Genomic DNA, 19188 nt, shown 5'->3' with positions numbered 1-19188 from the left:
GCACGCCCCGCCTCATGAACGATCAGTCACAACAGCTCTCCCTGCGCGAAAAGATCGGCTACAGCCTGGGCGACCTGGCCGCCAATCTGATCTTCCAGACGCTGGTCACCTTCCTGGCGTTCTTCTATACCGATGTGTTCCGCATCCCGGCGAGTGTGGCCGCCACCCTGATCTTCGTGGTCGGCATGCTCGGCGCGTTCGTGTTCACGCCCATCATCGGCATCCTGGCGGATCGCACCCGCACGCGCTGGGGCAAGTTCCGCCCGTGGATTTTGTGGACGGCAGTGCCGTTCGGTGCGTTGTCGCTGGCCGCGTTCAATACGCCCGCGCTCGGCGAGCAGGGCAAGATCGCCTACGCCTTCGCCACCTACACGCTGCTGATGCTGGTGTACGTGGCCAACAACCTGCCGTACTCGGCATTGAGCGGCGTGCTCACCGGCAGCATGGAGCAGCGCAACAGCTTGTCGGCGTATCGCTTCCTGGCGGTGACCTTCGCGCAGTTCATCATCCAGGTGCTGCTGCTGCCGCTGGTGCTGATCCTGGGCAATGGCGACAAGGCGCAAGGCTTTCGCAACACCATGGCGCTGTTCGCCGCCGTCGGCTCGCTGTGCTTTCTGATCACCTTTTTCACCACGCGCGAGCGGGTGCTGCCGATCAGCGAACAACGCACCAGCGTGCGCCAGGACCTCACCGATCTGGTCCGCAACAAACCCTGGCTGGTGATGCTGGCGCTGACCATCCTGGTCTTCATCAATCTCGCCATGAAGGGCGGGATGTACATCTACTACTTCAAGTACTACCTCGACACTGGCGCGCTGGCGCAGTTCCTCGACAATGCCGGCTTCAACCGTTTCATCGCTGGAATCAATAGCGTGCTCACCGGCGCCGGCCTGAGCGCGCTGCAATGGCCGCAGGACGCACCAACCTCGGCCTTCAGCGTGTTCAGCGCCGGCGGCATCCTGGCGATGATCGTCGGCATCGGTTTTTCCAAGCGGCTGGCCGACCGCTACGGCAAGCGCAACGTGTTCGGCGGCGCGCTGCTGATCTCCACGCTGTTTTTGCTGGCGTTCTACGTGTATCCACCGACTGCGATCGGCTGGGTGTTCGCCTCCCACGTGCTGCACGGTTTCTTCTACGGCATCACCATCCCGTTGCTGTGGGCGATGATCGCCGACGTGGCCGATTACTCGGAATGGAAGAACCACCGCCGCGCCACCGCGATCATTTTCTCGGCGATGTTGTGCGGCCTGAAGATCGGCCTCAGCGTCGGCGGCGCGCTGGTCGCCGGCATCCTGGCGTTCTATGGCTACGACGCCGCCCTGCCGCTGCAAGGCGCTGCGGTGACGAGCGGCATTCGCCTGGCCATCAGCGTGTATGCGTCCATCCCGTTCCTGCTCGGCACCGCGTTGCTGGCGCTGTATGAGATCGACAAGACGCTGGAAACCCGCATCGAACACGAGCTGGGCCTGCGCCGTCAGGCCGCACCACTCGCTTCGCCCTGACTCCCTTCTCCCACCTCATGCACAGGTACGCGCATGTCCGATGAACTGCACACCGCTGCACTGCAGGCGCTTGCGCGCACCGCCATTTCCGCACCGCTGGTCACCCACCTCTACACCGCCGACCCGTCCGCACACGTGTTCGACGGCGCGCTGTACATCTACCCCTCGCACGACATCGATGCCGGCGTTGCCTTCAGCGACGACGGCTCGCACTTCGACATGGCCGACTACCACGTCTTCCGCATGACGCATCCGAACGCGCCGGTGGAAGACCTGGGGCAGGTCCTGCACGTGCGCGACGTGCCCTGGGCGCAACGCCAGATGTGGGCACCGGATGCCGCGCAGCGCGACGGCAAGACCTACCTGTATTTCCCTGCAAAGCGTGCCGACGGTATCTTCCAGATCGGTGTGGCGGTCGGCGATGGCCCGCATGGCCCGTTCGTCGCCGAGCCCGAGCCCATCGCCGGCACCTACTCGATCGACCCGGCCGTCTTCGCAGACGACGACGGCGCGCATTACCTGTACTTCGGCGGCATCTGGGGCGGCCAGCTGCAGCACTACCGCGACAATGTCCACGCGCAGACCCATCAGGAACCTGCAGACGATACGCCCGCACTCGGCCCGCGCGTCGCACGCCTGCGCGAGGACATGACGCAACTGGCCGAACCCACCCGCGAGATCGTCATCCTCGACGAACACGGCACCCCACTACGCGCCGGCGACCACGCCCGCCGCTTCTTCGAAGGCCCCTGGGTGCATCGCCATGCGGGCCGCTATTACCTGTCGTATTCCACCGGCGACACCCACCTGATCTGCTACGCCACCAGCGGCTCCCCGTACGGGCCATTCGCCTACCAGGGCGTGCTGCTCGCACCGGTGATCGGCTGGACCACGCATCACTCCATCTGTGCGTTCGAAGGCCAGTGGTATCTGTTCTATCACGACGCTGTCTTGTCGGGCGGGCAGACGCATCTTCGCAGCATCAAGATGGCGCCGTTGCAGCATGACGCAGATGGAAGGATCGCGACGATTTACCCGTACGGAAAAGACGCGGTGTCGCCCTGGTGAATGCCGTTGCGCTCCTGCTTCCCGGAACGTCCACCAGCGCGTCATGGCTCGACCGTCGGCACTGAACGACACGTCCTGTCATCGCTGCGTTTTCAAGCACGTCGTGATCCTCACCGCGGCTGATCGTCGCCCCAGCGCTCAGGTCTTTGATCGAGCATTTCCCGGCGTGCGCAACGCGTCAGCTTGGCTCTTCAACGCGGCCATGACATATCGCACGTTACCGTCACCTCACTGGCACGGCAGGCCAGCGTGCGCCAGTGCGGAACTGCATCGCATGGGGTTGCATCCGGACGCAACGCAACGCCGTAGGCCTACGTACGTGTTCTTTCAGGTGGAGGTTGCCATGCGACATGGTTCGATGCTGTTGTTACTGACGCTCGCGGTCTACGGGAGTGCGAGCGGGCGCGAGCCGCGTTCCGCCCTGCCGCGCGCAGACAGCGTCGACGTGCCACGCTTCATGGGCGACTGGTACGTCATCGCACATATTCCCACCCGGCCGGAGCGCAAGGCCTACGATGCCGTGGAGCGCTATGCGCTGCGGCCGGATGGCCGCATCCAGACCACCTTTACCTTTCGCAAGGGCAGCTTCCAGGCGCCGCTCAAGTCCATGCATCCGATCGGCCGGGTGGCGAAGGAGGGCAATGGCGCGCTGTGGAGCATGCAGTTCTTCTGGCCATTCAAGGCCGAATACGTGATTGCCTGGCGCGATGCGGAGTACACGCAGACCATCGTGGCGCGCAGCAAGCGCGATTACGTCTGGTATATGGCGCGCACGCCGCAGGTCTCCGAGGCCGACTATCAGCAGGCCGTCCAACGTATCGCCGCCATGGGCTACGACGTGTCGCAGCTGCGCCGCGTCCCGCAGTCGCAGCGCTGACGCAGTAAGGCACCGCGATGCGGAAAAAAACTGCGCCGCGCTCAGCGGCGCAGTGACCGCATCGCAGGCGCTTACGCGCCGCGCGCGTCAGACGTCCTTGTCATCCACGGAAAATTCCCAACCGTCATTCAGGCCACCCAGCGGCTTGGCTTCGGCTGCCAGCTCTTCCTCGAACGCCGAAATCGCCTTGTACGTTGGGATCATGGTCGGATACACCGTCACGTCCATCGGAAACGCCGTGTTGTCCGGATAATGACAGCAACGCACCTTCTGCTCGAAGCGCAGCAGCGTCACCGAGAACTCCAGTGCCGACGCCTTCGTGGGGAAGACCACGGAGAACGCAATCTCGCGTGGCTTGGATAGATCCAACCCTTGCTGGGCAATGTGCCAGAGGGTGTCGCCGTTGTCGTCGTTGGGATACAGGTCCGGATGTCGTTGCATGGGAGCTTCGGTCTTTGGCGGCCGGTTGGCAGAGGAAGAATTCTAGCGCTTGGCTTGTGAAGCCTGTCATTAACTGCGGTCTGAAATCAAATGGTGTCAGAGTGCCCTTTGAGCTCACTATATTTTTGACGATCACACCATTTCCTGCATCATGAGCTGGCGCATTCGATTCACTCAAGTATCGCGCTGAACTGAATGTCTGGATATTAATACCTATATCTTTTCGACAATGCATTTATAATCCAAAGAGCACGAGGATTCCAGGCCTGCATCTTGACTCCTCCATGCATCGGTAGCACACTCCTTCACGGAGCGTAGCAACTCCGCAAACAGCGGTACCACCCCCGTCAAGCGGTGGTTTTTTGTGCCTGATGCACGGGCACATGCTCGGCGTCTCCACGCCGGGAGGGCGGCGAATACAACACCCGCAAGGGAAATAAGCCCGCCGTCTGTTTGCGGTTGCTAACCTCCCGGCATCCCGCCGCATCGTGCGGCGGGAGCCTGTTCCGGAGGAGTAGGCATGGAGCAGTCTCTGTTCGGGTATTACCTGTTGCCGGAAGGCGCACAGCTTCGGGTGCTGCAGACGCGCGATCATTTGCGTCTGTTGGCAACGTTGGCAAGCCCTCGCTCCACACTGACGAGCCACGTCAATGAGCCGCATCTAAGGCTGGATGCGCTGGCATTTTGTTTTGAGCTATTGGCCGAGCAATTGGAAAACGTCTTGAATCAGACGCTGACGCCCGATGATTTTCTAGGACCTAACCTCACGCAGTAGCGGCGTCACGATCGGGGCTGGCACCCAAGGTGACCGGCACACAACTGCAGCCTCGCTCTCGATTATTCAAAACCAATCAAATTTATATAAGACATACCCTTTGGCCTGATTCAAGGCGGGTGCGATCAATCCAATCGCGCACAGACTTTCTCGATGTTGTTCTTGAGTTGATACGTCACCGTCTGAGTAAAAGCCAGGAGGCGGAGGCATCTATCGCCTCCGCCAGTGATTGTTACGGCACCCACATGAGGTTCATCAGCTGTGGGGCGGCGGTCACCTTGACCAGCTTGCCGCTGGGGCCGAACTGCACCTGGTACTCGGAAAAGCTGTCGCGCCAGTAGCGCCACAGCGACGCGTCAAGGTTGGGGTTCTCGCTGCTGATCGGGTAGCCGACGGCCATCAGCACCTGTTCGCGGGTCATGTCGCCGGTGAGCTTGCCGTCAACGATGGCCTGGCGGATCTTGGGTGGGAAGCTGGCCAGCTTGAGCTTGGGGTCGGCGGTCACCACGTAGCGGGCTGCGAAGGCGGTGCTGTCCAGGTCGCGGCTGTAGTCGTTGCCGATGGACTGCTTTTCGCCGGCGATCTTGAGGTTGACGCGGTTGCGGCCGAAGCCGGTGACGCTGACCGGGGTGCCGACGGGGAGCACGCGCTTACCGTCTTCGGCGTAGTTGCTGTCGCTGATCCAGCTGCCGTCGGTGCGCAGGTTGCAGCACAGAAAGCCATCGTACTTGGCGACGTCGGCGGCACTGGCCAGGTTGGCGGCGGTGAGCAGGCTCAGGGCCAGCAGGCAAGAACGCAAGCGCATCGTCAAGACTCCTTTCTCGACGGCCTTGGCCGCGCGGCAATGATGGGATCGGGCGCGCCGCCCTTTCCCCGGCGGGGCGCCGGCATTGTCGCAGCCTCAAGCGGCTTGGCAAGCACAGGTGACGCGACCGGCCTGCGGTTGTGTATGCTCAGAGCCGTGGAAACCCTCTCACCCGCCGAGATCGCCGAGCAGATCGCCGAGTTGCGACGCGCCCACCGCGCGTTGGACGAGGAGATCCAGCGCGTGCCCGCGAACATGGAGGACGAGCTGCAGATGAAGCGCTTGAAGAAGCGCAAGCTGCATCTCAAGGACTGCATTACGCGGCTGGAGATGGAGCTGGTGCCTGACGAGCCGGCGTGAGGCCATGCCTGCAGTTGGGTTCGCTTGGCGACACCCGCGCGCTGATCGCGGCGTCTGCCCGCTCTTGGGGCCAATTCCCCTGCGTAGGAGCGCACCTGGGCGCGATGAGGCGTTCCCCTGGAAGGCCCGTCGCGCTCAGGCGCGCTTCTACGGTGCCTGTAAGCAGATTGGCTGGCGGGGCTGCGAATGCGCGACATGTGATTCGCGATGGGGGACGCGGCGTGTCATGGCTGGTTGAGCAAGCGTGGCCTTGGCGTGGCGTTGCGCGCACGTAACCGCCTGACTGCGAGTCCGCAGACGTTGACCAACTGTCGCTGCGTTTCACGCATGCGCCCTTGGGGCAGCTCCCCCGCCAGCGGGAGAAGGAAGCGCCAAGGCGAGACAATCAGACTCCTGCGTGCAGCGCTCAGCCTGCACGCAGCAGGATCTTGCCGCGGCGGCCCGGCTCGGCGCTGGCTGCGGCGGCCTTGGCGGCGTCTTCCAGGTCGAATACCGCTTCTACCGGCAAGGCCAGGCTGCCGTCGAGTGCGGCCTTGAGCAGTTCGCCGATCATGCGGCGCTTGTCCTCGGGCGTGGTGGCGGCCATGACCTTGCTGCCCCAGAAGCCGCGCACGCTGGCCTGCTTGAAGATCACATCGCCGCTGGAAATCTGCAGCGGCTCGCCAGTCATCGCACCGAACGAGATCAGCTCGCCGCCTTCGGCAAGCAACCCCATCAGCTCGCCAGCTGCGCTGCCGGCCACCGAATCGATCGCGCGCACGATCGGCGCCTCGCCCACCAGCGCGCGCACGCTGTCCTGCCAGCCCTCCCGGGCGGTGGAGACCGCGTTGCCGATGCCCAGTGCCTGCAATTCGTCCACGCCGGCATCGCGGCGCACCAGGTTGATCACGTTGATGCCGCGCGCGGCGGCGAGCATGGCGACGGCCTTGCCGACCGCGCCATTGGCGGTGTTCTGCACGATCCAGTCGCCTTTTTCGACATGCAGGAACTCGATCAGCATCAGTGCGCTCAGCGGCATGGCGATCAACTGGCAGCCGCGGTCGTCGTCGAGCGCGTCGGGTAGCGGCACCACGCCGGAAGCGTCGGCGAGGAAGAACTCCGCCCAGCTTTCGTGCACGCTGGCCGCGACGATGCGCTGGCCGATTTGCAGGCCTTCGACGCCTTCGCCGAGTGCGTCGATCACGCCGAGCGCTTCGCTGCCGCCGACCGCGGGCAGCTCGGGCTTGTAGCCGTAATTGCCGCGCACCGTCCACAGGTCGTGGTTGTGGATCGGCGAGCGACGCATCGCGATGCGTACCTGGCCCTTACCGGGTTGCGGTGTGGGCCGCTGGCCGAGTTCGAGCACCTTGGCGGGGTCGCCGAATTGGGTGTGGATGGCTGCGCGCATGGAGTCTCCTGCCGGGCACGCCTGTGGTCCGACGCACCCGATCGTGATGAAAGGTGGCGCGATGCTATCGGCACGGCTGCAAGAGGAGGATGAAACGGGCGGAACTGCTGTGTGAAGTTCCGGGCGTTGGCGAACGACGCCGGGGAGTGAATCTGCTCTGCGACGCTGGGTGGTTTGCGTGCTGACCGACCCTCATCCGCCCTTCGGGCACCTTCTCCCGGAGGGAGAAGGGAGGCATCGCGCATGTCTACGCTTGCCTGCTGCTGCCCTGCTGCTGCCCTGCTGCTGCCCTGCTGCTGCCCTGTCTATTGCCCCACCCTCACGTACCTCAGGGAGACAACGGCGTTTGCATCGCCGTCTTACTCTGCCGGTGGCAGCACCACATCCGGCTTGACCGCTTCGGGGCTGACCCGCTCGATGGTGTGGCGCAGTTCGCGGCCGAGGATGAACTTGGCGTCCTTGGCCCAGGCATCCAGGCGCTCGTCGAACAGCAGCTTGCTGTTCTCGTCCGGCCACACCAGGCGCAGCTCGCGCAGTTTCTGGATGAAGCTGCGGAACAGGGTCTTGTCGAAGAATTCCGGCGCGGCCGGCGCGTACAACAGGCTCAGACGCTGCGCGGCCTGCTGGCACAGGCTTTCCAGTTCGCCGGCGCCGAGCACGCCGGGGCCGTTCTTCACCAGCACCGAGATGGCGATGTAATAGCGCTCGAACGCCTGCTGCAACGAGTGGCCGATCGCGCGCAGGCGGAACACCTCGTCGGTCTGCCCGGTGTTGCGGGTCAGCACGCCGCCATCGTCGTCGGCGACGTTGAGCAGCAGGCCCTCGCGCACGAACATGTCGATGGTCTGTTCGATGCGTTCGGCAAAGCGGTCCTCGCTCCACGGCAGGAACAACTCCGCCTGCAGGAACGGGTACACGGTGCGCCCCAGGCGCAGCAGACCGGCACGGCTCATGCGGCGATTGTTCTGGAAGCAGCACGCCACCCACGACGATGCCGTAAACAAGTGCAGCACGTTGTTGCGGAAGTAGCTCAGCAACACCGCGGTGTCGCCGCTGACGCTCAACACATCGCCCAGCGGATGCGACACACGCGTCAGCACGTTGATCTCTTCGGCGTGGGTGATGATGCGTGCCGGGGTGTGCGGGGTGACGGTGACGCGGTCCGAGTACGGCATCTCCGCCAGCAGCTTCTTGCACAACTCGATCTGCGCGATCAGGTCGGCCTCGCCCATCGCGTGCTTGGGCGTGGACAGCAGCGCCAGTGCCAGCAGGTTGATCGGATTGACGTCGGCGGCGCAGTTGATGCGGGTCTGGATCTGGGTGGACAGCGTGTCCACCGCCGGTGCCAGCCAGGTGGGCTTTTCGTCGTCGGGCAGCGGTTGGCCGTCCCAGTCGGGCGCGTGCTTGGCCAGCACATCGTTGAGCGCGATCGGCTCGCCGAAGTTCACCACCACCTGGCCGTAGTTCTGCTTGAGCACCTTGGGGATCGACCACAGCAGGCCCCAGATGGATTCCTTTTCCTTGGGCCGGCCGGTGAGCTCGTCCAGGTAGCTGTTGCCTTCCATCAGCTTCTCGTAGCCGATGTAGACCGGCTGGAACAGCACCGGCTTGCGCGGCTGGCGCAGGTAGGCACGCAAGGTCATCGCGATCATGCCGCCCTTGGGCTGCAGTAGTCGCCCGGTGCGCGAGCGCCCGCCTTCGACGAAGTATTCGATCGAATAACCGCCGGCCACCAGCTGGGCGACGTATTCGCTCAGCACCGCCGAATACAGCGCATTGCCACGGATGCTACGGCGGATGAAGAACGCGCCGCCCTTGCGCAGCAGCGTGCCGACCACCGGCAGATTGAGGTTGATGCCGGCCACGATGTGCGGCGGCACGATGCCGCGTTCGTAAAGCAGGTAGCTCAGCAGCAGGTAATCCATGTGGCTGCGGTGGCTGGGCACGTAGACCACTTCATGCCCGGGCGCGGCCTGCTTGAGCTTGTCCAGGTGATGCACCAGCACGCCGGCGTAGATGCGGTTCCACACATGGGTGAGCAGGAAACTGGCCGAGCGCACCACCGGGCTGGAATAGTCGGCGGCGATTTCCCAGGCGTAGGCGTGCGCCTTGCGCCAGGCATCGACCGGCTTGCTGTTGTCGCGCTTGGCCTGGATGGCGATGGCCTCGCGTACCGAGTCGGCGGCCAGCACCTGGTCCACCAGCAGGCGGCGGGTGGACAGGTCCGGCCCGATCACCGCCTCGCGGATGCGCCTAAAGTGGGTGCGCAGCACGCGCTGCAGCTTGCGCAGGGTGCGCTCGGGCGGCAGCCCCTCGGCCATGGTCTGGCGCAGCGAGATCGGCGGGGCGAAGCGCACGATGGTGGTGCGGCCATTGAGCAGCACCGCCAGCAGGCGCCGGAAGCGGCCGACCAGCGCCCAGTTTTCCGAGAACAGCACCGCGAACCAGCCGCTCTGCTTGTCCGGCGCGCGGCCGACGAAGATCGACACCGGCACCAGATGCACGTCCAGGTCGGCGCGCACGCGGTGCGCCTGCAGCAGCTTGGCCAATGAATCCGAATGGGTCTTGCCGCCGCGCTGCTCGGGGATCAGCGAGTTGCTGCTGCTGCGCCGCGACAGCGCCAGGTAGGCGCGTTTGCGCTGCAGCGGGTCGCCCGGCAACGGCACCAGTGGCGAGGGCAGCCCGGCTTCGCGGCAGGCCTTGTCCAGGATCAGGGCGCTGGACAGGCCGTAGTCCTCCAGCACGTAGACCACCGGCGTGCCGTCGTCGTAGCGGCTCGGTTGATCCGGTTCAATGGTCAGGCTCAGCCAGGGGTCGGCCAGCCGGCCGAGCAGGCGCGCCCACCATGGGCGTTTGGCGCTGCGGGCGGCGGCGACGGCAGGCGCGATCGACGGCGCAGCGTCCGGCGGAACCGGAACGGCGGTCGGCAGTGCGGCGGCCGTGGCACCGAGATCGGCGGCGGCAGCGCGGGGCGGAGCGGGCTGGCCGTCCGGGAACGGCAGGGGATTCTGTTCTGGCATCACGGTCATTATCGCCCAGCCGGGCCCTGCCCGGTGGCGGCGGGCGGGGCGGGCACGGCCGCCGGGGTGTCAGGCGTTGCAGCGGCGTCGGGTGCGGGCGCCGCCGGCGCGGCGCTTAGCAGCGCCTGCACCTCGTCCTGGGTCTGCTGCTGGTACCAGTGGCCGTCGCGCTTGATCAGGGCGATGCTGAGGTCGATGTCGTGCGCGGCCAGCGGATAGCGCAACCGCACCTGGGCGCGGTCGCCGTCCTGCCTGATCAGGCCGGTGCGCAGCGCATCCAGGCTGCCGTCCAGCGACAGGCCGTAACGCTCCAGCACCTGCTTGGCGGCGGCCCAAAACGGCCCGAGCCGACGCAGGCTCTCTTCCATCCCCAGCCGCTGCAGATCGGCATCCGAGCCGATGCCGGTGGCACGCGCGGCGGTCACCAGGTCGGTGATGCTGGCCCTGGCGCGCGCGCGATCGGCCAGCGGCGCGGTGGCGGCCCAGGCGCTCAGGGCATCGACCAGCTGCACGTAATGAGCGCGTTGCTCGGGCTGGTAATCGCTGCGGCTGCGCAGGTATTGCACGCCGAACTGGCCCAGCGACTGTGCGGCCTGGCGGATACCCTGCGCCTGGCCGGCCAGCTGCGCATCGAAGGCCTGCTGCAGCTGGCGTTCGGCACCGGGCGCGGACAAGCTGCCGAGCAGGCTGCCGACCTCGTTGGGCAGCGGCAGCTCGGTCAGCGGCCAACGGCTGGCACCGCTGCGCCAGGCCGCCTCCAGCTGGGTGTACTGCACAGGGGTGACCCGGATCCGCGCATAGGCGACCAGGTCGTTGCGCCGCAATGGCAGGGTCATCGACTGCATCGCCGCAGCCGGCTCGGCGCTGGCACCCGGCAGTGCAGCGGTCTTGTCGGCGCGCTGGCAGCTGCCCAGGCACAGCGCTGCAAGCAGCGCCCACGCGATGGACTGGAACCGGCCGGCGCGGACGGTGGATGGCGACATGCGCACGCTGTTCCCCCTGATCGATCGGCGCATCTTGCTGTCTGAACGCACTGGCGGCAAGGCGCGCGACAACCGTGCGCCCGAGTACGGTGCAAAACGTTAGGTTTTCGTAGTTCCATGCATGTTGTCGTCCGGTGTCCGACATTGACTGCCGTTGTCCTTGCCGGACAAACTTGTCCAGGCGATGCCGCCAAGCCCTTGTGCCAACTGCGTTTGGCCCAATGGTGCAGTGCATCATGTAAGCGCTTGCAGTTCCTGCTAGCGTGCGCGCCATCTCGCTCTGAGGTCGCCATCGGTTGGGGCCGATGTCATTCATGTGCATGTGTGACACCAACGTTCTGCGCCAGCGGACCGTGCGACCCTCTCCGGCGTGCGGCGGCAACCGCGTTGTTGTGGAGGTTTCGCCATGAGTCGGCCACGCTCCGAAGGCGGTAGCGTCACCATCAAGGATGTTGCGCGCGCAGCGCAGGTGTCGGTGGCAACGGTTTCGCGCACCATGAACGGGCATCAGCATGTGGCCGAGTCGGTGCGCGAACGCGTGCTGCAGGTGGCCCGTGCGCTGCATTACATCCCGCATCACGCCGCGCGCAGCCTCAGCAGCCGGCGCACCCACACCATCGGGGTGGTGTTGCCGGACCTGCATGGCGAATTCTTTTCCGAACTGATCCGCGGCATCGACCAGGTGGCGCGCGAGCAGGGCTACCACCTGCTGGTGTCCAGCTCGCACGGCGACCCGCAGGCGCAGCGCAAGGCGCTGGAACGCCTGCCCGGGCGCGTGGACGGGGTGGTGGTGATGTCGCCGTCGCTCGGCGACTCCGGCGTGCACGAGGACGCCCTGCCCGACGGCTTGCCGGCGGTGCTGCTCAACTGCGCCGGCACGGCCAGCCAGCGCCCGGTGCTCAACGTGGATAACTACGGCGGCGCGCGGACGATGACGCGGCATCTGCGCGACAGCGGCCATCGCCGCATCGCCTTCATCGCCGGGCCGGCCGACAACTTCGATGCGCACGAGCGTCTGCGCGGGTACCGCGACGAGCTGGCGCTGGATGCCGACGCGCAGCCGTGGGTGCTGCCGGGCAACTTCGACGAAGAGTCCGGCTACCGCGCCGGCCAGACGCTGGCGCAGGACGCGCGCCCGGATGCGGTGTTCGCGGCCAACGACATGATGGCGCTGGGCTGCCTGTTCGCGCTCGGCCATGCCGGGCTGAAGGTGCCGCAGGACATCGCACTGGCCGGCTTCGACGACGTGCCGATGGCGCGCTACGTGCTGCCGGCGCTGACCACCATGCGGGTGGATATCGCCGGGCTGGGCGCGCGGGCATTGCAGCTGTTGCTGGGCCAGCAACTGGTCGATGCGCCTGCCCCGCCCGCCGACGCCGCACCGCCGGCGTTTTCCGAGATGGTTCCCGAACTGATCGTGCGCGCATCCAGCGCGCCGCGTGCGGCGCCTCCCACCTGAGACGCGCCACCACGTTTTGCCGAACTTGTGTTGCTTGCAGTCCCTGCCGCTGTTACCAGCTGTCCCGTTTTACGCAGTACCGACGCGCCAGCCACTTCGCTGGTTCGCGCTTTACCCCTGGGAGGGGGAAAGTCATGAAGCATTACCGCACCGTCTCCACCCTGCCGGCGCGCAGCCTGCTGTGCTGCGCCCTTGCCGCCTCGTTGCTGGGCAGCACGCCAGCCATGGCCCAGTCCAGCAATGCCACCTTGCGCGGCCAGGTCGCCGCAGCACAGGCCGGCACCACCGTGACCGCGACCAATGTCGCCAGTGGCGCCGTCCGACGCGTGCCCACCGGCGCCGACGGCAGTTACGCGCTGGTCGGCCTGCCCCCGGGCACCTACAAGGTGGACGCAGGCCCCGGCAGCGAACAGACCGTGACCCTGTCGGTGGCCTCGTCGGTCACCTTGAACCTGGGCGGCGGCGCGGCGGCGGCGCCTGCCGGCGATGCCACTACGCTGGATGCGGTACAGGTCACCGCCACCACGCTGCAGGAGGTCAAGACCTCCGAAGTGGGCACCAACGTGTCGCTGAAGCAGATCAGCACCGTGCCGCAGCTGACGCGCAACTTCCTGGAGTTCGCCGACACCGTGCCGGGCATGCAGTTCGAGACCAACTCCAACGGCAACAGCCAGATCCGCGGCGGCGCGCAGGGCAGCTCGGCGGTGAACGTGTACATCGACGGCGTCGGCCAGAAGAGCTACCTGTTCGGCGGCGTGTCCGGGCAGGAGCAGAGCGCGGGCAATCCGTTCCCGCAGCTGGCCATCGGCGAGTACAAGGTCATCACTTCCAACTACAAGGCCGAGTTCGACCAGGTCGGTTCGGCGGCGATCGTGGCCTCGACCAAGTCCGGCGGCAATGAATTCCACGGCGAGATCTTCGGGCGCACCAGCAATACCGATTTCCGCGCACGCCAGCCCGACGAGCGCGCCGGTGCGCCCAACTCCGATGGCAGCAAGCGCAAGACCCACCAGGACGAATACGGCTTCGCGCTGAGCGGGCCGATCGTGCAGGACAAGGCGCATTTCTTCTTCAGCTACGAAGGCAAGGGCTTCGAGGTCTCGGCCGATCCGGTGGCCGTGCCCGACCGCTTCAGCGCGCTCAGCGACGACCTGCCGGCCGGCGTGCAGAGCCGGCTGGGCTCGGTCACCCGTCCGTTCAACGAAGACCTGTACTTCGGCAAGGTCGACTGGGACATCGGCGAGAACGATCGTTTGGAACTGACCGGCAAGTATCGCGACGAGGAAAGCCGCGACAGCGTCGGCGGCCAGACCACCGCGATCGCCTCCAAGACCAATCTCAATACCGAAAAACGCGTCGACCTGCGCTGGCAGCATTACGGCGAGCGCTACGTCAACGAGGCGCGCGTGTCCTACGAGGACGTGCTGTTCAATCCCACCGCCTATACCGTGGGCAGCCAGAGCGTGTACACGCGCGGCATCGCCGAAGACGACGTGCTGCTCAACGACGGCGCCACCAGCGGCCTGGCGATTCAGCGCAAGGGCCAGAAAGGTCCCAGCTTCCAGAACGATCTGACCTTCAACAACATCGAATGGCACGGCAATCACGTCGTCAAGATGGGCGTGAAATACAAGGAAGTAGAGCTGACCCAGAGCGAGAACTCTGCAGCCAACCCGTCGTTCTATTACGCGGTGGGCGATGGCGTCGGCACCTCGGCCATTCCCTACCAGGTGCGCTTCAACCTGCCGTTCGCCGGCGCCGCACCGTCGGTGACCACCACCAGCAAGCAGCTGGGCCTGTACATCCAGGACGACTGGGACGTCAACGACAAGCTGCAGTTGAATATCGGCGTGCGCTGGGATGGCGAAAAGATTCCCTCGTACCTGGACAACGTGACCCCGCCGGAAGTGGTGGCGGCCTTGAACGGCCCCGGCACCGATCCGGCGGTGAGCGCCACCTACGCCGAGCAGCTCGCCAAGGGCGGGGTGAACATCGACGACTACATCAGCAACGGCCGCAATCGCAAACAGGACAACAACAACGTCGCACCGCGGCTGGGCTTTTCCTACGACTTCCGTGGCGACGAGTCGCTGGTGCTGTTCGGCGGTGCCGGCCGCAGCTACGACCGCAATTTGTTCGACGTGATGGGCCTGGAGCAGATCAAATCCGCGCTGGCGCAGTACACGATCCGCTTTGCCGGACCCACCAACTGCGTCCCGGCGCCGGGCGCCTGCACCGCCTTCGATCCGACCTATGTCAGCAACCCCGATAGCCTCGGCAACCTGGTCGATGCGCGCGTGCGCAACGGCGAAATCGACCTGCTCAACAACGATCTGAAGACACCGTATGCGGACCAGTTTTCGCTGGGCCTGCGTACCCAGCTGGGCGACTGGAACACCTCGGCCACGCTGTCCTACATCCACAGCAAGGACGGTTTCATCTTCACCCTGGGCAACCGCTATGCCAACGGCGATTTCTTCCAGAACGGCGCCCAGGCGTTCGAGCAGCGGCCTCAAGGCTTCGGCAACCTGATCATCGGCAACAACGGCGTGGAGACCAAGACCGGCCAGCTGCTGCTGTCGGCGGACAAGGCCTATACGCAGGAGAGCGGCTGGGGCCTGACCGCGGCGTACACCTTCTCGCGTGCACGCGGCAATCGCGGCAACGACGATCGCTACGGCTTCGATGCGGCCACCATCGCCGACTACCCGTTCCTGGACCTCAACGCGGTGCCGCGCCACCGCCTGGTGCTCACCGGCATCTACGACCTGTTCTGGGGCATCAGCGGCTCGGCCAAGCTGACCCTGGCCACGGTGCCGCCGCGCAATGAGGCGATCTCCTACGACCAGTACGGCGGCCCGAGTTCGGACACTATCCGCGTGGTCTCGGTGGATGCGCCCGGCGGCAAGTTCATCGCCGGCGGCGACATCTTCGGCACCCGCCAGCTGGACCTGTCGTTGTCCAAGGACATGCACATCACCGACGCGGTCACCGTGCAGGTGCGCGGCGATCTGATCAATGCGCTGAACTTCCGCAACTACGATCAGTACAGCATCGACTGGGGCAGTGCCGGCGTGTACGACCCGCGCGTGAGCATCAACCAGTACGGCGCGATGTCCACCCCGCCACGGACCTTGTTCATGAGCGCACGCATCATCTGGTAACGGCTGCGTTGGCGGCATCCGGCATATCGACGCCGGTGCCGCACCCGCTGCCTAAGCTGCATCGGTCCCACGGCAATGGGGAGGGGCCGGCCGCAGGCTTGTTGCATCGTCCCGATTGAGGTGTGTTGCTGCGGCGCGACGCGCGATGCCGCAGACGGCACGCTCCGGTTGGCGACCGTTTTTGCTGTGTTTGCCGTCCCTGCTGTTTGTTCGTTGCCCGCTGTACCCGTTCCATCCACACCAAGCACCGACCTCGACGCGCCAGTCACTTCACTGGTTCGCGCTTTACCCCTGGGAGGGGGAAAGTCATGAAGACTCACCGCACCGTCTCCACCCTGCCGGCGCGCAGCCTGTTGTGCTGCGCCCTGGCTGCCTCTTTGTTCGCCACCACCCCGGCCATGGCCCAGTCCAGCAACGCCACCTTGCGCGGACAGGTCGCTTCCGCACAGAGCGGCAGCGAGGTCGTCGTCACCAACCTCGCCACCGGCTCGGTGCGTCGCGCACCGGTCAATGCCAACGGCAACTACACCATCGTCGGTCTGCAGCCGGGCACCTACACCGTCGAATCCAACGGCGCCAGCCGCACGGTGACCCTGTCGGTGGCCTCCAGCGCCACCGTCGACCTGGGCGCCGAGACGGCCGCACCGGCCGGCGATGCGACCACACTGGACACGGTGACGGTCAGCGCGCCGATGATTCGCGACGTCAAGACATCGGAGGTGGGCAACACCATTACCGCACGGCAGATTCAGCAGTTGCCGCAAGCCACGCGCAACTTCCTGGAGTTCGCCGACACCGTGCCGGGCATGGTGTTTCAGGTGGACGGCAACGGCAACACCAAGCTGCGCGGTGGCGCCTCCAACGCCAGTGCCGGCAATCTGTATATCGACGGCGTCGGTCAGAAGAGCTACGTGCGCAGTGGCGGCGTGGCCGGCCAAAGCGATACGCAGGGCAACCCGTTCCCGCAGCTCGCCATCGGCGAGTACAAGGTCATCACCTCCAACTACAAGGCCGAGTACGGCCAGATCAGTGGCGCGGCGATTACCGCGGCCACCAAGTCCGGCACCAACGAGTTCCACGGTGAAGCGTTCTATCGCTACACCGACCAGGATCTGCGCGACAAGCGGCCCGACGAGGAAGCAGATGGCAAGATCGATTCGCAGACCAAGGAATACGGGTTTGCGTTGGGCGGGCCGATCATCCAGGACCGCATGCATTTCTTCGTTGCCTACGAAGGCAAGGAGAACGTCGCACCCAAGAGCGTGCAACCGAGCGCAGAGGCCGCCGCGTTCCTCAACCAGCTGCCTTCCGATCTGGCCAGCCAGTACGGCCCGGCCAACATGCCGTTCGAAGAAGACCTGTTCTTCGGCAAGATCGATTTCGAGCCCACTGATCGGGATCGCATCGAGCTGAGCACGATCTATCGCGACGAGACCCAGACCGCCAACGTTGGCGGCACCAACACGCTCGCGCAGGCCACCGACAAGATCAACCAGGACAAGCGCACCAACCTGCGTTGGCAGCACAGTGCCGACAACTGGTTCAACGAGGTCATCGTCGGCACCGAGAACTCGGAGAACAACCCGACCCCGCGCACGCTGGGCAACGGCATCGTCTACACGTATTTCCAGCCGCGTGCCGGCTCCACCGATATCGATGAGCGCACCTTCCTGACCACCGGTTCGGCCGGCGGCAAGAATGCGCAGCGCAAGAGCCAGAAGGGCTGGTTCCTGCAGAACGACCTGACCTTCACCAGCTTCCAGTGGCACGGCGAACACACCATCAAAATGGGTGTGAACTACAAGGACATCGAGCTGACCTCGCAGGATTCGGCCGCGCTGAATCCGCAGTTCAGCTATCGCGTCAACGGCGGCAGCGTGGAATCCACGCCGTATCGCGTCGACTTCATTGCGCCCTACACCACGCCCGGCCAGCGTGCGACGGTGGTATCGCCGTCCAAGCAGTACGGCATCTACCTGCAGGACGACTGGGCGGCTACAGACAAGCTGATGATCAACATCGGCGTGCGCTGGGATTACGAAGACACACCGGCCTACACCGACTTCGTGACCTCGCAGCCGTTCGTGGATGCGTTGTACGCCGACGATGCGGAAAACCCCGGCCAGCCGTGGGCCAACCGTCTGCTGCCCAGCGGCATCAACGTGGCCGACTACATCAGCACCGGCGGCAACCGCAAGAACTTCAAGGATGCCTGGGCGCCGCGCTTCGGGTTCTCGTACGACTTCTTCGGCGACGAAAGCGCCATCCTGCATGGCGGCGCAGCGCGTTCGTATGACCGCAATCTGTTCGAGCAGCTGGCACTGGAAACCAGCAAGGCGGCGCTGTCACCGGTCGCGGTGTACTTCCAGAATCCTGCCACCGGGACCTGCTATCGCAGTGACCGCACTTGCGTCGCATACGATCCACGCTATCTCAACGGCATCGATCAGCTCAACACCATCCCCGGTGTCGCCGGCAGCGCAGAGTTGTTCATGTTCAACAACAAGCTCAAGACGCCGTACAGCGACCAGTACAGCATCGGCATCACCAATCAGGTGGGCGACTGGCTGACCGATGTGACTTTCCAGCGGATCCTGAGCTACGACGGCTTTGCGATGGGTCTGATCAACCGCTATCCGGATGGCTCCTACTTCCAGAACGGCAACGTGCCGTGGGGCGAGCCGGTGCCTGGCTACCAGAACACCATTCTGGGCAGCAACGGCCTGGAGCAGCGCAACAGCCAGGTCCTGCTGTCGGCCGACAAGCCGTACACAAAGGAATCCGGTTGGGGCCTGACCCTGTCCTACACCCACACCAGCGCGCGCCAGAACCGCAACATCGATGAGCCGTACGGCTTCGACAAGGCGACCATTCGCGGCTATCCGTTCGTGAAGTCCGACGCAGTGGCCGCACATCGCTTTGTCGCTTCCGGATCGATCGATGGTCCGTGGGGCGTCACCTTCGGTGCCAAGCTGGTGCTGGCAACGCCCGAGCCGATCAACACGATCGCCTGCTTCGGCTTCACCGATCCCGATGGCGCGACCTGCCAGCAGGTCGGTGTCACTCCGCCGGGCAGCGGCAAGTTCCTGGTCGGTGGCGATATCTGGGGCTACCGCACGGTGGACTTCCAGGCCACCAAGGAGTTCACCGTGGTCGGGGACTTCAAGCTCAACGCGCGCGTGAACCTGCTCAACGCCTTCAACTTCAAAAACTACAGCGCGTACGCCTACAACGGCTTCGGCAGCAACGGGCAGTTCGATCCGGACATCGCCATCAACACCAGTGGCGAAATCAACTACGTGCCGCGCAGCGTCGTGCTGGAAATCGGCGCCAAGTTCTGATTGGCC

The 19188-nt window shown here is 65.1% G+C and carries 13 protein-coding genes; 8 read left to right on the top strand and 5 right to left on the bottom strand.

Features of this window, described 5'->3' with window-relative positions; all coding sequences use genetic code 11:
- Window positions 1-14: 14 nt before the first annotated feature.
- The 3 genes from XaplCFBP3123_RS21785 to XaplCFBP3123_RS20420 all read left to right on the top strand — a co-directional run bounded on the left by XaplCFBP3123_RS21785 (window position 15) and on the right by XaplCFBP3123_RS20420 (window position 3447).
- Window positions 15-1502 (top strand): MFS transporter, encoded by a 1488-nt coding sequence (locus XaplCFBP3123_RS21785; protein ID WP_253254269.1) that lies wholly within the window; start codon window positions 15-17, stop codon window positions 1500-1502.
- 33 nt (window positions 1503-1535) lie between these two features.
- Window positions 1536-2570, top strand: a complete 1035-nt coding sequence (locus tag XaplCFBP3123_RS21780; protein ID WP_253254268.1) for a glycoside hydrolase family 43 protein — start codon at window positions 1536-1538, stop codon at window positions 2568-2570.
- A 343-nt stretch (window positions 2571-2913) separates the two neighbouring features.
- A complete protein-coding gene (locus XaplCFBP3123_RS20420) occupies window positions 2914-3447 on the top strand; it encodes a lipocalin family protein (RefSeq protein ID WP_104535710.1) in 534 nt (177 codons plus the stop codon).
- Window positions 3448-3534: 87 nt separating this feature from the next.
- Here XaplCFBP3123_RS20420 and XaplCFBP3123_RS20415 read toward each other — a convergent pair whose 3' ends face one another.
- Complete coding sequence (locus XaplCFBP3123_RS20415; RefSeq protein WP_104535683.1) at window positions 3535-3888, bottom strand: ribonuclease E inhibitor RraB; 354 nt, start codon at window positions 3886-3888, stop codon at window positions 3535-3537.
- Between the two features lie 520 nt (window positions 3889-4408).
- Here XaplCFBP3123_RS20415 and XaplCFBP3123_RS20410 point away from each other — a divergent pair.
- A complete protein-coding gene (locus XaplCFBP3123_RS20410) occupies window positions 4409-4663 on the top strand; it encodes an XAC0095 family protein (RefSeq protein ID WP_104535682.1) in 255 nt (84 codons plus the stop codon).
- Between the two features lie 232 nt (window positions 4664-4895).
- Here XaplCFBP3123_RS20410 and XaplCFBP3123_RS20405 read toward each other — a convergent pair whose 3' ends face one another.
- Window positions 4896-5468, bottom strand: a complete 573-nt coding sequence (locus XaplCFBP3123_RS20405; RefSeq protein WP_104535709.1) for a hypothetical protein — start codon at window positions 5466-5468, stop codon at window positions 4896-4898.
- Window positions 5469-5624: 156 nt separating this feature from the next.
- Here XaplCFBP3123_RS20405 and XaplCFBP3123_RS20400 point away from each other — a divergent pair, with 156 nt between their 5' ends.
- Entirely contained in the window at window positions 5625-5828 is a 204-nt protein-coding gene (locus tag XaplCFBP3123_RS20400) for a YdcH family protein (RefSeq protein WP_039513143.1), read from the top strand.
- Between the two features lie 406 nt (window positions 5829-6234).
- Here the strand turns inward: XaplCFBP3123_RS20400 and XaplCFBP3123_RS20395 are convergent, their stop codons facing one another.
- From XaplCFBP3123_RS20395 to XaplCFBP3123_RS20385, 3 genes are all read right to left on the bottom strand, one after another.
- Complete coding sequence (locus tag XaplCFBP3123_RS20395; protein ID WP_104535681.1) at window positions 6235-7215, bottom strand: zinc-binding dehydrogenase; 981 nt, start codon at window positions 7213-7215, stop codon at window positions 6235-6237.
- A 359-nt stretch (window positions 7216-7574) separates the two neighbouring features.
- A complete protein-coding gene (plsB, locus tag XaplCFBP3123_RS20390) occupies window positions 7575-10244 on the bottom strand; it encodes a glycerol-3-phosphate 1-O-acyltransferase PlsB (protein WP_104535680.1) in 2670 nt (889 codons plus the stop codon).
- Window positions 10244-11218 carry a hypothetical protein gene (locus XaplCFBP3123_RS20385; RefSeq protein ID WP_172453415.1) on the bottom strand — a complete coding sequence of 325 codons (975 nt, stop codon included), beginning with the start codon at window positions 11216-11218 and terminating at the stop codon, window positions 10244-10246. Before XaplCFBP3123_RS20385 ends, plsB begins: the two co-directional genes overlap by 1 nt.
- A 406-nt stretch (window positions 11219-11624) precedes the next feature.
- Between XaplCFBP3123_RS20385 and XaplCFBP3123_RS20380 the strand changes: the two genes are divergently transcribed.
- The 3 genes from XaplCFBP3123_RS20380 to XaplCFBP3123_RS20370 all read left to right on the top strand — a co-directional run bounded on the left by XaplCFBP3123_RS20380 (window position 11625) and on the right by XaplCFBP3123_RS20370 (window position 19182).
- Window positions 11625-12677 carry a LacI family DNA-binding transcriptional regulator gene (locus XaplCFBP3123_RS20380; RefSeq protein WP_104535678.1) on the top strand — a complete coding sequence of 351 codons (1053 nt, stop codon included), beginning with the start codon at window positions 11625-11627 and terminating at the stop codon, window positions 12675-12677.
- Window positions 12678-12811: 134 nt separating this feature from the next.
- Complete coding sequence (locus tag XaplCFBP3123_RS20375; RefSeq protein WP_104535677.1) at window positions 12812-15841, top strand: TonB-dependent receptor; 3030 nt, start codon at window positions 12812-12814, stop codon at window positions 15839-15841.
- Between the two features lie 308 nt (window positions 15842-16149).
- Entirely contained in the window at window positions 16150-19182 is a 3033-nt protein-coding gene (locus tag XaplCFBP3123_RS20370) for a TonB-dependent receptor domain-containing protein (RefSeq protein ID WP_104535676.1), read from the top strand.
- The last annotated feature ends 6 nt before the right edge of the window (window positions 19183-19188 follow it).

It is taken from the genome of Xanthomonas arboricola pv. populi, assembly GCF_002939945.1.
Classification (GTDB): Bacteria; Pseudomonadota; Gammaproteobacteria; order Xanthomonadales; family Xanthomonadaceae; genus Xanthomonas; species Xanthomonas arboricola_A.
The sequence above is the reverse complement of the archived record's forward strand: the minus strand, read 5'-3'. Positions and strand labels throughout refer to the sequence as shown.